11 protein-coding genes are annotated in these 14,262 nt (G+C 70.5%); 6 read left to right on the top strand and 5 right to left on the bottom strand.

Annotated elements, in window-relative coordinates:
• Nucleotides 1-179: 179 nt before the first annotated feature.
• Both AC0VYM_RS07880 and cds1 read left to right on the top strand, forming a co-directional pair.
• A complete protein-coding gene (locus AC0VYM_RS07880; RefSeq protein WP_475460592.1) occupies nt 180-506 on the top strand; it encodes a tetratricopeptide repeat protein in 327 nt (108 codons plus the stop codon).
• 229 nt (nt 507-735) lie between these two features.
• Nucleotides 736-1,863, top strand: coding sequence for an L-cysteine desulfhydrase Cds1 (gene cds1 / locus AC0VYM_RS07875; RefSeq protein WP_475460590.1), 1,128 nt, complete (start codon nt 736-738; stop codon nt 1,861-1,863).
• A gap of 58 nt (nt 1,864-1,921) precedes the next feature.
• Here the strand turns inward: cds1 and AC0VYM_RS07870 are convergent, their stop codons facing one another.
• On the bottom strand, nt 1,922-4,027 hold the full coding sequence (locus AC0VYM_RS07870) for a DNA gyrase/topoisomerase IV subunit B (protein WP_475460588.1): 2,106 nt from the start codon (nt 4,025-4,027) through the stop codon (nt 1,922-1,924).
• 493 nt (nt 4,028-4,520) lie between these two features.
• Between AC0VYM_RS07870 and AC0VYM_RS07865 the strand changes: the two genes are divergently transcribed.
• Nucleotides 4,521-4,745, top strand: coding sequence for a DUF7455 domain-containing protein (locus tag AC0VYM_RS07865; RefSeq protein ID WP_475460586.1), 225 nt, complete (start codon nt 4,521-4,523; stop codon nt 4,743-4,745).
• A 104-nt stretch (nt 4,746-4,849) separates the two neighbouring features.
• On the opposite strand, the gene AC0VYM_RS07860 is transcribed toward AC0VYM_RS07865, so the two are convergent.
• On the bottom strand, nt 4,850-5,542 hold the full coding sequence (locus tag AC0VYM_RS07860; protein WP_475460584.1) for a GNAT family N-acetyltransferase: 693 nt from the start codon (nt 5,540-5,542) through the stop codon (nt 4,850-4,852).
• Nucleotides 5,543-5,645: 103 nt separating this feature from the next.
• Here AC0VYM_RS07860 and yaaA point away from each other — a divergent pair, with 103 nt between their 5' ends.
• Nucleotides 5,646-6,440 (top strand): peroxide stress protein YaaA, encoded by a 795-nt coding sequence (gene yaaA / locus AC0VYM_RS07855; RefSeq protein WP_475460582.1) that lies wholly within the window; start codon nt 5,646-5,648, stop codon nt 6,438-6,440.
• Between the two features lie 297 nt (nt 6,441-6,737).
• Here the strand turns inward: yaaA and AC0VYM_RS07850 are convergent, their stop codons facing one another.
• Together AC0VYM_RS07850 and AC0VYM_RS07845 are read right to left on the bottom strand one after the other, a co-directional pair.
• Nucleotides 6,738-8,408: an RNA polymerase sigma factor gene (locus tag AC0VYM_RS07850; RefSeq protein WP_475460580.1), complete on the bottom strand. Its 1,671-nt coding sequence runs from the start codon at nt 8,406-8,408 to the stop codon at nt 6,738-6,740.
• 196 nt (nt 8,409-8,604) lie between these two features.
• Nucleotides 8,605-10,662 (bottom strand): SpoIIE family protein phosphatase, encoded by a 2,058-nt coding sequence (locus tag AC0VYM_RS07845; RefSeq protein ID WP_475460578.1) that lies wholly within the window; start codon nt 10,660-10,662, stop codon nt 8,605-8,607.
• Nucleotides 10,663-11,242: 580 nt separating this feature from the next.
• Between AC0VYM_RS07845 and AC0VYM_RS07840 the strand changes: the two genes are divergently transcribed.
• Together AC0VYM_RS07840 and AC0VYM_RS07835 are read left to right on the top strand one after the other, a co-directional pair.
• Nucleotides 11,243-11,527, top strand: coding sequence for a three-helix bundle dimerization domain-containing protein (locus AC0VYM_RS07840; RefSeq protein ID WP_475460576.1), 285 nt, complete (start codon nt 11,243-11,245; stop codon nt 11,525-11,527).
• Nucleotides 11,528-11,776: 249 nt separating this feature from the next.
• Entirely contained in the window at nt 11,777-13,390 is a 1,614-nt protein-coding gene (locus AC0VYM_RS07835; protein WP_475462968.1) for a hypothetical protein, read from the top strand.
• A 69-nt stretch (nt 13,391-13,459) separates the two neighbouring features.
• On the opposite strand, the gene AC0VYM_RS07830 is transcribed toward AC0VYM_RS07835, so the two are convergent.
• Complete coding sequence (locus AC0VYM_RS07830) at nt 13,460-14,257, bottom strand: tyrosine-protein phosphatase (protein ID WP_475460574.1); 798 nt, start codon at nt 14,255-14,257, stop codon at nt 13,460-13,462.
• Between the last annotated feature and the right edge of the window lie 5 nt (nt 14,258-14,262).

Raw genomic sequence — 14,262 nt, 5'->3', positions numbered from 1 at the left:
CGGGGGCGGTCGCGTGTCGTTCCCCGGAAGGTGTCACCGGGGTCCGGCACGGGGATCACTCTGGTGGGTGGTGCGCACCACCGCCCCGGGCCCCGCACCCGCCTCGCCCATCCCCGGGAATGCCGCCCACCCCACGGCGGTTGTGACCCGCGTCGGTGGACACCCTCGAGAGGAGCACCGTGGAAGAGAGCACCTACGACACCTACAACCGAGCCCGCATGTTCATGGAGCTGGGCGACCCCATCTACGCCGCCCAGATCCTCGAACCCGTGGTGGAGAACGAGCCGGGCAGCCGCTCGATGTTGGAGCTGCTGGGTCGCGCCTACTTCCACTCCGCTCAGCTCAACAGGGCCGAGGCGGCCTTCCGCAGCCTGATCGAGCTGGACCCGGTGGACAACTGGGCGCACATCGCCCTGGCGCGCACGCTGGAGAGGCAGAGCCGCCACGAGGAGGCGGCCACCTACCGCCGGATGTACGCGGTGATGTCGGGCGGTTCCCTGGACTGACGGCTGGACCTTTTCGGGCCTCCGCTTCAGTGTTTTCCTTGCATCTCCGCTTCGCTTCGGCCCGGGGTTCGGCGCCTTTGCAGAGGGATTCTTCATCCTCGTCTACGCCTGGCTCGTTCCTCGCTGGCGGCTTGACTCCTCTTGCACCGTGCTGGCTGAAACCCAGACTCTCCGGCGCCGAACCCGAAGCGAAGCGGAGGCCCAAAGGGGTACAGGTACCCTCCTCACCATGGCTCCCATTCCAGACCCTGAACTGCCCTGGGTCGACCGGTGTTCCGACAGCGCCCGCTCGTGGGCGGACGAGGCGGTCCGCAGGGTGATCGCCGACGACACGCGTTCGGCCGACACCCATCTGCACGTGTTCCCCCTGCCCCCGGAGTGGGGCATCGACCTGTACCTGAAGGACGAGTCGGTGCACCCCACCGGCAGCCTCAAGCACAGGTTGGCGCGGTCGCTGTTCCTGTACGGGCTGGCCAACGGGTGGATCACCGAGGGCACCACGATCGTGGAGGCCAGTTCGGGTTCGACGGCGGTGTCGGAGGCCTACTTCGCGCAGTTGGTCGGCCTGGACTTCATCACGGTGGTCCCGAGGAGGACCAGTCCGGAGAAGATCGCGCTCATCGAGCGGTACGGCGGCCGGTGCCACTTCGTGGACAACCCGCCGGACATGTACGGCGAGGCCGAGCGCCTGGCCGCCGAGTCGGGCGGCCACTACATGGACCAGTTCACGTACGCGGAGCGGGCCACGGACTGGCGGGGCAACAACAACATCGCGGAGTCGATCTTCGAGCAGCTCGCCATGGAGCGCCACCCCGATCCGGACTGGATCGTGGTGGGCGCGGGCACGGGCGGCACCTCCGCGACCATCGGCCGCTACCTGCGCTACCGACGCCTGCACACCCGCCTGGCCGTGGTGGACCCGGAGAACTCGGCGTTCTTCCCCGGCTGGGTGACCGGCGCCGCCGACTACTCGACCGGCATGCCCTCCCGGATCGAGGGCATCGGCCGCCCCCGGATGGAGCCGAGCTTCGTTCCGTCGGTGATCGACCTGATGATGCCGGTGCCCGACGCCGCGAGCATCGCCGCGATGCGCCACCTGAACGACGTCACCGGCCGGTGCGCGGGCGGATCGACCGGCACCAACCTGTGGGGCGTGTGGCACCTGGTCGCCAGGATGCTCCGTGAGGGCCGCAAGGGCAGTGTGGTCACCCTGATCTGCGACGGCGGCGAACGGTACCAGCACAGCTACTACAACGACGCCTGGGTGTCGGAACGGGGCCTGGACCCCGGTCCGTACCGGGCGGCGATCGACCGTTTCCTCTCCGACGGCGTCTGGGAGCCTCCGAAGGCCCCCTGAGCGCGCACGCGAAGGGGCCCGCACCAGCCGGTGCGGGCCCCTTCGCGTGCGCGGGACGTCAGGCGTCGATGCGCTCCAGGTCCAGCTCCTGGGCGCCCTCCTGGATGAACTTGCGGCGCGGCGCCACCTCGTTGCCCATGAGCAGGTTGAACACGGACGCGGCCTCCTCCGCCTGCTCCACCCGGATGCGGCGCAGGGTCCGGTAGCGGGGGTCCATGGTGGTCTCGGCCAGCTGGTCGGCGTCCATCTCACCCAGGCCCTTGTACCGCTGCACCGGCTCCTTCCAGGAGATCTTGCGCTTCTCCAGGTCCAGCAGGGTGCGCCGGAGCTCGGCGTCGGAGTAGGTGTAGACGTACCGGTCCTCGGGCTTGGCCCCGCGCTTGCGCCGCACGTTGGTCAGCTCGATGCGGTGCAGCGGCGGCACGGCCGCGAACACGCGCCCGGCCTCCAGCATCGGCCGCATGTACCGGTAGATGAGGGTGAGCAGCAGGCACCGGATGTGCGCGCCGTCCACGTCCGCGTCGGCCATGAGGATGACCCGGCCGTAGCGGGCCGCGTCGAGGTCGAAGGTACGACCCGACCCGGCCCCGATGACCTGGAGGATCGCCGCGCACTCGGCGTTCTTGAGCATGTCCGCGACCGAGGACTTCTGCACGTTGAGGATCTTGCCCCGGATGGGCAGCAGCGCCTGGAACTCGGAGTCGCGGGCGAGCTTGGCGGTACCCAGCGCGGAGTCACCCTCGACGATGAACAGCTCGCTGTGCTCCAACCCCTCGCTGCGGCAGTCCACCAGCTTCGCGGGGAGCGCGGAGCTCTCCAGGGCGTTCTTGCGGCGCTGGGTCTCGCGCTGCTGACGGGCGGCCAGCCGGGCCTTGGCGGCGCCGACGACCTTCTCCATGACCGTGCGGGCCCTGGCCTTCTCCGCCTTCTTGGTGGAGGTGAGGAACTCGCGCAGCTCCTTGCCGACCACCTGGGAGACGATCCGGGAGGCCGCCGAGGTACCGAGGATCTCCTTGGTCTGCCCCTCGAACTGCGGCTCGGGCAGGCGCACCGTGACGACGGCGGTCAGGCCCTCCTGGGTGTCGTCCTTGGTGACCGGGTCGTCGCTGTTCCTGAGGAGCTTGGTGGCGCGCAGCTGGTCGTTGATCACCCGGACCAGGGCGCGCTCGAAGCCGTTGATGTGGGTCCCGCCCTTGGGCGTGGAGATCACGTTGACGAAGGAACGCACGGTGGTGTCGTAGCCGGTGCCCCAGCGCAGGGCGACGTCCACGTCCAGGCGGCGCTCGACGTCGGCGGGCACCATGTGGCCGGACTCGTCCAGGACCGGGACTGTCTCGGTGAAGTTGCCGGAGCCCTGGATGCGCAGGACGTCGCTGACCGGGTCGTCGGGGGCCAGGAAGGTGCAGAACTCGCTGATCCCGCCGTCGAAGCGGAACTCCTCGGTGTAGGGGGCCTCCCCCTCGGCGCGTTCGTCGCGCACCGCGATGGTCAGTCCAGGGACGAGGAAGGCGGTCTGGCGGGCCCGGTCGAGCAGGTTCTCCCGGGTGATCTCGGCGTCCTTGAGGAAGATCTGCATGTCCGGCCAGAACCGGATGCGGGTGCCGGTGATCTTCTTGGCGACCTTGCGGACCTGCTCCAGGCCGGACACCGGGGTGAACTCGGCGTCGGGGCCGGCACCGGCGAACCGTCCGGCGATGCCCCGGCGGAAGCTCAGGGCGTGGGTGTGGCCCTGGCGGTCGATCTCCACGTCCACACGGGCCGAGAGGGCGTTGACGACGGAGGCGCCGACACCGTGCAGGCCGCCGGAGGCGGTGTAGGAGCCCGAGCCGAACTTGCCGCCGGCGTGGAGCTTGGTCATGACCAGTTCCACACCGGAGAGCCCGGACTTGGGCTCGTCGTCCACGGGGATTCCGCGCCCGTCGTCGCTGACCGCGACGGATCCGTCGCTGTGCAGCGTCACGTCGATGCGCCCGCAGAAGCCGCCCAGCGCCTCGTCGACGGAGTTGTCGATGATCTCCCACATGCAGTGGGTCAGGCCCCGGCTGTCGGTGGACCCGATGTACATGCCCGGACGCTTGCGCACCGCTTCGAGGCCCTCCAGGACCGACAGGTGCCGAGCGGAGTAATCCTCGGGATCGTGGACGGCTGCGGTCAAGGCGGTCACTCGGACATCTCCTGCGTCTTGAGGGCCATCGTGGCTGTGCGGTGCGTGCCCTTTGTACCGCGCCGCACCGACTGTTGAGGGGGCCAGGCTACGGCGAGCCGGGGACTTTGCCGTGGCACGGCCGTGTGTGGGCGGGGTCGTGTCCCCCGGGTGCGGGTCTCCGGCGTCGACGCCGGGTCCGCCGTGACGGGCTCCACGCACCCGTGTGCGGGTCGGAGCGGACCGACATGGGGGTCGGACGGGCCTGCCCGCGCGAGACTACCACCTCTGGTGGATGCGACCTGGATACTCCCGTTTTCCGGGGATAGCCGGGCCTTCCCCAGGGGTACAACAACTACGAGGATGCGTGTCCGACGAATTTGCCCCATTGGGCACCAGACGGACACGAACCGGGCGGATTCCGCTGTCGGCGTACACGGGACCCGGTTGGGAACGTCTGGGTCGGGTTAGATGTTGTCAGAGGTGACTAACGCCGAGTATTGAGGATGGCGAAGTGACTGGAACCCTTGCCCCCACTCAGCCGCTGACGGCTGCTGACCGCTGCGACCGCTGTGGTGCACAGGCGTACGTCCGGGTGCTGCTGAACTCCGGCGGCGAACTCCTGTTCTGCGCGCACCACATGCGCAAGCACGACGACTCGCTCCGCAAGATCGCCTCGGACATCCAGGACGAGACGGACAAGCTCACCAAGAGCGAAAAGAACGCGGAAGAGCGTTAGCCACGACGACCACGAAACGTCGACGGCGGTCCCCGGATTCCGGGGGCCGCCGTCCTCGTTCCGGGGGTGCCCGGGACGGTGCTCGGCGGGGCCGGAGCGGTGCCTCAGTCGCTCAGGACCCGGTTGTGGTAACCGGAGACCTCCTCGAACCCCGCACCCCGGTACAGGCGCAGCGCGGCCTCGTTCCCGGCCACCACGCACAGGTAGGCCCGGCGGGCGCCCCCGTCGTGGGCCCAGGCGAGGAGGTCGCCGAGGATCGCCCCCGCCACACCGCGCCCGCGGGCGGCGCGGGCGGTGACCATCGAGCAGATCGCCACCGACTCCCCGTCCAGCACCGCGCAGCCCCGGCCGTCCCCGTCCTCGTGGACCCCGTAGCCCGTGGTCACCTGCCCGAGGATGCGCACCACACCCTCGGCCCACTCCGGTGACACACCCGTCTCCGCGAAGAGCTCCGTCCAGCGCGGCGTCGGGGCGTCCGAGACCCGGGTCCGCCCGGGGGCATCGGGACGCCCGGAGAGCTCCCTGGCCAGTACCAGCGTGGGCTCCACCCGCTCGTAGCCGTGCTCCGCCAGACGGGCGTCCACCGCCTCCTCCCCCGGCCACACCTGCACGCAGGGGCGCAGCCCGTGCTCGCGGTAGAACCGGGTGACCTCCGCGACATCGGCCCCGGGGTCCTCCACCAGGGCGCAGTTGGCCCGCTTGGTGAACCCCTCCGCGAGGCCGAACCGCCAGCCCGCGCGCGACTCGGTCCGGAAGGCGGGCCAGTCCCTGGACACCCGTTCCGCCCACGTGTGCATGTTCGCCCCTCACTGTCCCCGGTGTCGGAAGCGGCACATCCTATCCGGCCGTACACGCCCTACCATGGGCACGGTCCCACCTCACCCCTGACCTGGAGAGTCCATGTTCATCCTGCTCCCGCCCTCCGAGGGCAAGGCCACCTCCGGCGAGGGCCCCGCGCTGGACCCGGGTGCGCTCACCCTGCCGGAGCTGACCGAGAGCCGGGAGCGGGTCGTGACCGCGCTGACCGAACTCTGCTCGGGCCCCGAGGACGCCGCGCGCGAGGTCCTGGGCCTGTCGGTCTCCCAGACCGACGCCCTCAAGCGCAACCTGGACCTGACCACGGCGCCCACCCTGCGCGCCGCCGACCTGTACACGGGCGTGCTCTACGACCGCCTCGGGCTTCCCGGCCTGCTCACCGAGCACGGGGACCGGGTCCGGGACCGGGTCCTGGTGTTCTCCGGGCTGTGGGGCGTGGTGGGCCCCGCCGACCGGCTGCCGCCCTACCGCCTGTCCATGGGGGTCAGGCTGCCGCCGCTGGGTGCCCTCGGGACGTACTGGCGCGGGGCCATGACCGGCCCGCTCGGCGAGCTCACGCGGGACCGTCTGCTGGTGGACTGCCGGTCGTCGGCCTACGCGACGGCGTTCCGGCCGACCGGCGCCGCCGCCGAGCGGACCGTCGCGGTGCGGGTGCTGCGCGAGCGCGAGGTCGGGGGCGTGACCAAGCGGTCCGTGGTCAGCCACATGGCCAAGGCCACCCGGGGTGACATCGCCCGGGCACTGGTCAGTGAGGACGTCCGGGCGGAGAGCCCGGAGGAGCTGGTCGCGGCGCTGCGCGACCTCGGGCACACCGTGGAACTGCCGCCCGCCGCGAAGCCGGGCACGGCGCGCACGATGGACGTCGTCGTCCGCGACTGAACCGCACCCCCGGATCCACCGCAGGTCAAACAGGACGAACCGCGCGGATAACTGGACCAGACCACCTTTATGCCGCACCTACAGCACGTGGGGCAGCATGGTGCGCATCGGATGGAGATCGGACTCCGTGCGGGGACAGTGAGTGCCTGATGGCATGCGAGGGACACGCGGGCGTCGCCACACCCGTGAGCATGACAGGGGGCACGAACACCAGGCGCGCCCTCCCGATTCATCTCGGGAGGGCGCGCCTGTTCTGCTTCTCAGCCTGAAGCGTGGGTCTGCTCCTGGACCGGCTGACTAGTCCAGGTAGTCGCGGAGCACCTGGGAGCGCGACGGGTGACGGAGCTTCGACATCGTCTTGCTCTCGATCTGCCGGATGCGCTCACGGGTGACCCCGTAGACCTTGCCGATCTCGTCTAAAGTCTTCGGCTGACCGTCGGTGAGCCCGAAGCGCATGGAGACCACGCCGGCCTCGCGCTCGGACAGGGTGTCGAGCACCGAGTGCAGCTGCTCCTGGAGCAGGGTGAAGCTGACCGCCTCGCCCGGCTGGATCGCCTCGGAGTCCTCGATGAGGTCACCGAACTCGCTGTCGCCGTCCTCGCCCAGCGGGGTGTGCAGGGAGATCGGCTCGCGGCCGTACTTCTGCACCTCGACGACCTTCTCCGGGGTCATGTCGAGTTCCTTGGCCAGCTCCTCCGGGGTGGGCTCGCGGCCCAGGTCCTGGAGCATCTGGCGCTGGACGCGGGCCAGCTTGTTGATGACCTCGACCATGTGCACCGGGATACGGATGGTGCGGGCCTGGTCGGCCATCGCGCGGGTGATCGCCTGGCGGATCCACCACGTGGCGTACGTGGAGAACTTGAAGCCCTTGGTGTAGTCGAACTTCTCGACGGCGCGGATCAGGCCGAGGTTGCCCTCCTGGATCAGGTCCAGGAACAGCATGCCGCGACCGGTGTAGCGCTTGGCCAGGGAGACGACCAGACGGAGGTTGGCCTCCAGCAGGTGCTTCTTGGCGCGGCCGCCGTCCTCGGAGATCCACTCCAGCTCGTCGCGGAGCTCGAAGGTGAGGACGTCGTTCTCCTCGGAGAGCTTCTCCTCCGCGAACAGCCCGGCCTCGATGCGCTTGGCGAGCTCGACCTCCTGCTCCGCGTTGAGGAGCGGGACCTTGCCGATCTGCTTCAGGTAGTCCTTGACCGGGTCCGCGGTGGCACCGGCCGCGACCACCTGGGCGGCGGGGGCGTCGTCGTCATCGTCGTACAGGACGAAGGAGTCGTCGTCCTTGCTCGGCTTGACGGGAGCGCCGACGGTCTCGGGCTTGGCCGGCTTGGTCTCCTTCTCGGGCTCGGCCGTGTCCTCGACCAGCTCCAGCTCGGCGCCGGTGTGCTCGAGGTCGTCGTCCAGGCCCTCCTCGGCGAAGTCACCGGAGTCGGAGGCCAGTTCGAGGTCCTTCTTCGTGGACTTCTTGGTCGCCGTCGCCTTCTTGGCCGGGGCCTTGGCGGCGGGCTTCTTCGCGGCCGTGGTCTTCTTGGGGGTGGCCGCCTTCTTCGCGGTCGCCGCCTTCTTGGCCGGGGCCTTCTTCGCGGAGGAGCCCTCGGAGGAGTCGACGACGGCGGTGACCGTCTCCGGCTGGTCCTGGGCGGCCGCCGCACGGGCGGGCTTGGCGGCCCGGCTCGTGGTGGTGGTCGAGCGGGTTGTGGTGGTGCTGGACCGAGGAGCCGCCGGCTTGCGCCGTGTGGTCTTGCGCCGCGAGGAGGCCGACTCGGGGACGAGTACGGTCACGCCCTCCTTGGCGAGGCTGCGGAGCACGGACTGCGCCTGCGACATCGGGATTTCGGCCTCTTCGAAGGCACGGCGCACGTCCTCGGGCTCAAGAAAGCCCTGGGACCGCCCACGCTCGATCAGCTGCTGAATGACGGGCTCTTGCAGTGACTCGGACTGCTTCGAGCGAGTCGAACTGGCAGATGACACAAACACCTCTCGAACGGACGTGTGGCGAGAATTGATCGGACCCGGTGGTCCGGATTGGCCGGGACCGGGCACTGCACCCTCTCCCACCTGCGGCCTGGGATCGTCCCCACTGGGCGGGGAAGCCGTGGTCACCTCCGCTTCGCGGGGCGCGGCGGCTTCTTCACTGTAGGCAAAGCAATGGACTTGTTCGTACGGTCTACCGCTCCGACACGGAATCGATCACCGGAAGCTGAACGGCGAGCAGAGTGACATCATCGTCCTGCTCATACCCATCGAGCATGCTCTCAACAAGGTACTCCAGCATCTGCTGTGGATCGCCCACCACCTCGGGACGGGCCCTCGACGCGACCCTGACGAGCTCGTCCAGACCGGCGTCGACGGAACGTCTGCGGTTCTCAACCAGTCCATCGGAGTAGAGGGCGACAGTGTTACCGGGTTGCACGAAGAATTTGTGATGCCCCCTCGGAGAGCTGACGCCGAGCGGTGTGTCGGGCTCGGTGTCGAGCAGTGAGGGCCCGGCGTTCCCGGCGACCACGAGCGGCGGGAGGTGTCCCGCGTTGCTGAGGTCGAGCTGTCCGGTGACCGGGTCCAGGACGAAGTAGACCAGGGTTGTCACCTGATCCATTCCCTCTGTGGCCGTGAACATGCGGTCGAGACCGGTCAACACGTCGGCCGGTTCGGGCATGGAGAAGGCCAGGGCACGCAAAGCGTTACGAATCCGGCTCATTCCCGCGGCGGCCTGGATCCCCTTGCCCATGACGTCACCGAGGACCCCGGCGACGCGTCCGTCGGAGAGCGGGAAGGCGTCGTACCAGTCGCCGCCCACCTGCACGTGCTGCGAGCCCGACCGGTAGTAGGCGGCCAGGCGCACACCGGGCACCTCGGGGAGCTCCTCGGGCAGGAGGCTGCGCTGGAGCTCCTCGGCGGTGCCGTGCTCACGTTCGTAGACGATGGCCCGGCCGATGGCCAGGGCGCACTGCCCCGCGAGCGCCTCCAGGAAGACGCGTTCCTCGTCGGTGACGTCCCTCTGGGCCCTGAACGAGAAGCGCAGGGCGCCGATGGGGCGTCCGGCGGCCATCATGGGCAGCGCCACCCAGGCGCGCTCCCTGGTGCGTTCCAGCAGGTCCTCGACCTCGGGGGCGTGCTCCATCATCTCGCGCAGGTCGGCGGGGCCGGCGGCCAGGCGGGGAGCCCGCGCGGCCACGGCTCGGGCCGCGACGTCCGGGTAGTCCAGGGCGAAGCCGCGTTCGGGCAGGCCCACGCAGCCGTCGGCGGAGAGTATCCGCAGGCGCAGCCGGTCGCGGTCGAACAGGGCGACGGAGGTGTGGTCGGCGCCCACTCCGGAGCGGCCGATCTCGGACATGGCCTGGACGACCTCGTCGGCGGTGAGCGCCTCGGCCAGGTCGGAGGTGGCCTTCTGGAGGCGGGCGGTACGCATGGCCGCCTCGCTGAGCTGCTGGTTGAGGCGCTGACGGAGTTCGTCGGCCTCGCGCTCGTTGGTGATGTCCACCAGGGTGCCGACCCACTCGGCGGTCTCGGCACCGTCCATGACCGGGTTGGCCCTCGCCCGGTAGTGGACGTGGCCTCCCGCGCGGGTGCGCACGCGGAACATGGTGTCGAAGGGGGTGACGTCGAGGACGGCGTCGTCCCAGGCGCGTTCGACGCCGGGGCGGTCGTCGGGGTGCACGGCGTCCAGCCAGCCCCGGCCGAGGTAGGCGTCCAGGTCCTGGCCGGTGATGGCCCGCCACTGGGGGCAGTCCTCACGGACGTCGCCGCCGGACCCGGCCGACCAGACGATCTGGTTGCCCGCCTGGAGCAGGGCGCGCAGGCGCTGTTCCTCGCGGTGGGCGGCCCCGTCCTCGTGGTCGTGGGCGGCGATGAGGGCGATGTGCCGGGCGCCGTCGGCCGGGTCGTTGACCGGGAACCAGGTGAGGTCCCAGGTCTGGCCGGAGGCGGTCCGGTGGCGTCCGCGCACGGAGCGCCCGGTGTCGCGGACCTTGGCCAGGGAGGCACGGTGGGCGGTGGCCCCGGCGGGGTCACCGGCCTGTTCCACGGCCTCGTCGGGGGTGCGTCCCAGACAGCGGTCGGGGGTGCTGCCGAGGACGGAGGCCATGCGGGTGTTGATCGAGACGAAGACGTCGTCGGGACCCAGGAGCGCGAAGCCGATGGGGGCGTCGGTGAGGAGGGACTTCACCGCGTCCGGTAGTTCCGCCGCGCTGATTCTGGGAGGGGGAATGGACGTCTCGGCGCTCAACTGCTCGACACCTCCGGAACCGTCGGATTCCCCAGCCGGGTTTCGATGGGGGGTTTAGCTGGACCGCGTGGTCCCCTGTGCACCGTGCCCGCCACCCGCTCGCGGTGGCACTCTGGCGCGGGGTGCGCGGCGCCGATTCCGGTCGGGGGGCTCCGCGGCTCCCAGGAGTCACGCTCCATGACTCCTCTCGGCCGCTGTCACGGCTCAAGCATAAGACACACCCGCTGACGCGCAACGGCCGCCGGTGAGGGGGAGCCGCCGTGGACACGGAAGGTAAATGTTAGGCCACGGTGTCACCCCGGCACAGCCGACCGGGGGTCCTGCGGGCGTGTTTTCCCATAATTCACGATGGATGGTGAGGAGTCGCGGTTTGCGGAGAACCCAGCGAAACGGGAACGTTATATGTCCGAATAGTCCATTTATCCGCTATGACCTGCGGCGACGGAGGCCGCAGGGTAAACGGCAGCTCCCCCAGGTTTTATCAACAGCGTGCCGCGACGGGGGTTGACTGTCCGCTCAGAACAAGTGGAATAGGTGGAGGTCACCGTCCAGGCCACCATCAGCTAGGGGTTGAGCGAGAATGCTCCAGACCTTCCCGGTCCAGGATCTCAGACAGATCTCGGCACGGCTTCACGACGAGTTCAGCGGGCTGTCGCCCCGCTGCGTGGAGCGCTGTGTCAGCGACACCTGGCACTGCGCCGAACACCTGGGCATCACGGTCACACCGCACCTCGTCGAGCGGGTCGCCCGTGAGCACCTGGAGGCCATGGTGAACTCGGTGCCGCCCTCCACGGTCCGCAAGACCGTCCGCCGCCCGGGAACCACCCTGCTCACCGGCCACCGCGCGGTACCCGAACCGCGCTGACGCCGGTGGCACGACAGCCGGGCACGAACCCCATGGGAACCGCGCCCGGCTGTCGCGCCGCCCGCACACGGGAGCCCGCCGCGGGCCGTACGGTGCCGCGGCCCGCCACGTCCCCGCGACCGGCCCCTCCCGGACCGGTTGTCCACAAGCGGGAGCGGACCCGCTTCCCGCTGGCATACGCTTCAGTTCGTGCCATCCCCTTCACCCTCACCCACAGGCCCCGACGTCCCCGCCGCCGCCTTCGAGGAGATGCTGCGCGCGGCCAGAGCCCTGCTCGCCATGCGGCACCCGCTCGACGCGGAGCTCGCCTTCAGCGCGCTCCTGGGCTCCTGGTGGGGTGAACGGCTGCCCGGGGTGGACGTGGAGCGGCTGCTCGGCGAGGGGCTGATCACGCACGCCACCGCCTCCGGCAAACCGGCCGGGCTGGGCGTGCTGGCCGCGATCACCGCGCTGGGCACCTCGCCCTCCCAGCGGGAACTGGCCGAGCAGGGGATGATCGCCCTGCGCGAGCGCGGGCTCCAGGCACCGGCCTGGGCCGCCCAGCTGGGCGCGGTCTCCCCCGTGGCCGCCTACGTCAACGGCGACCGGTTCGGTGACACCGACGACGTCGTGTGCGTGTTCAGCCGGGACGCGCCCGACAGTGACGGCGCGATGCCGCCCGAGCACGCGCTCATCCTGGTCCTGGACCACAACAGCGGCGGGCTGCTCCGGGACGCCTGGGTCACCACCAAGGTGGAGCTGCTGCTGGAGCAGTGCCGCGAGCGGGCCGAGAACGACGACCTGGCCCGGTTCGAGCGGTTGGAGCTGAGCGAGGCGCGGTCCCTGCTCTCCCGAGCGCTGGAGCGCACGGAACGGGTGGTCACGGGTGCGGTGGCGGACCCCTCGACCGGACCGACCGTGGAACCGGTCGGGATCTCCGCCGCCGACCTCACCGGTGGGTCGTTGGCCTCGCACTTCGCGTTGGCCGTGTCCCGGGTGCAGCGGCTCCCCCTGCCTCCCGAGGGGGTCGCGGCCTCGCCGGTCCCCGTCTGGCGGCGCGACCGGCGCGCGGTGCTGGCCGCGCGCTTCCTCGCCTCGGACCAGGCGGCGGAGCTGTCGGACTCCTACGCGGCGAGCCGGTGCGCGGACCACATCATCGCGCACGGCTGTGACGTGGACTCGGGCCGACCGCTGCGCGTGAGCCCCCGCAAGGTGGAGTCGTTCCTGCTCCACTGGCTGCCCGGCCGGGTGGTGCTGCTGCCCGAGGAGCAGGAGGCCATGCCGCACGTCCTCGCCGCCTGGGTGCGCTGGGCCGGTGCCCGCTCCCAGCTCCCGGAGGTCGCCGTGGGCGCCACGCTGGACGCGGTGTGGGAGACCATCTCGGCCTTCGCCGCGACCTACCGGGACCCGGCCCGGCCCCTGGGACTGCGCCAGGAGGCGGTCCGGCGGCTGCTCCCCGACGGCGACTTCGCGTCCCTGGCCCGACGGATGTTCGCGTTCCCCCTGTTGGCCAGCGAGATCGTCACCGGCGCCCCGGAGGAGTTCGCCCCGGACACCTCCAGGGGCCGCAGGGCCCTGCTGAGACTGGACCACTACGGCGAGTACGAGGCCGCCACCCCGCACAGCGGCCGCCACCACTCCACCGGGCAGGACCGCTGGTACCGCCCGGTCACCGGCCTGGACCCCAAGCGGGAACGCGAGCTGGACCGGCACGAACGCCTGGCCAAGAGACTCTGGGACGGCCGTCCCGCCAACCTGTGGGCGGCGGCCCGCCGCATGCTCGACCGGGGCCAGGACCGCGCGACGGTGCTGGCCACCCTCACGGAGGAGCTGTTCAGCGCCACCAGTGAGAGCGACCTCCGCCGGAGACTCGACGCGCTGTAGGCGGCCCCGGGTTCCGGAAGGACGGGGTGCAGGGTACCGGGACCCCGTCCCACCCGCTCCCTTCCGGCGTCAGACGAGCATCCGGGACCTGAGGGCCTCCAGGGTCCCCTCGGAGAGCTTCAGGCCGTCGGCCACGTAGGCGTCGAAGGAGCCGTACACCTCGTCGACGTGGGCGAAGGCGGTGTCCAGGTAGGAGGCGCGGACACGGGTCATGGGCTCCACGTCCTCCCACGGGAGCTGGCTGTCCTTGGACAGCTGGCGCATCCAGTGGTCGGTGTTGGCCTGGCGTTCGTTGCTGATCAGGAAGTCCTCGGTGACCGCCGTGCGGTCGACCCCCAGGAGGGTGAGCAGCAGCGCCGCGCCCCAGCCGGTGCGGTCCTTGCCCGCGCTGCAGTGGAAGACGAGGGCCGTCGGCCCCTTGGCGGCGCGTTCGACCAGGTCGCGGTAGCCGTCCAGGGCTTCGGTGTCGAAGACGAGGGCGCGGTAGACCTCCAGCATGAACCGCTCCGCCGCTCCGTCACCGAACATGGCCCTGGCCCGGTCGGGGTCCGCGAGGAGGTCGACGAAGTTGGCGCCCGCGGCCTCCGCGTTCTGGACGCCCACGGCGGCGTACTCGGCGCCCTCCGGGACGACGTCGGGCAGGCGGTCGCGCTCGTGGTGGGTGCGCAGGTCGATCAGCTGGCGGATGCCGAACCCCTGGTACACGGGGAGGTCGTGGTCCGCGATGGTGTGCAGGGCGTCGGAACGGTAGAGGAGACCGCCGCGCACGGTACGGCCTTCCCTCGTGCGGTGGCCGCCGAGGTCACGGAAGTTGGGGGCACTGGAGAGGAGGAAACCGTCATTCGTCACGACGCAGACGATACCCACCGCCC

The sequence above is a fragment of the Nocardiopsis sp. iso_237 genome, from assembly GCF_056173345.1.
Note: the sequence above shows the minus strand (reverse complement) of the source record. Positions and strands in the feature narration are given on the sequence as shown.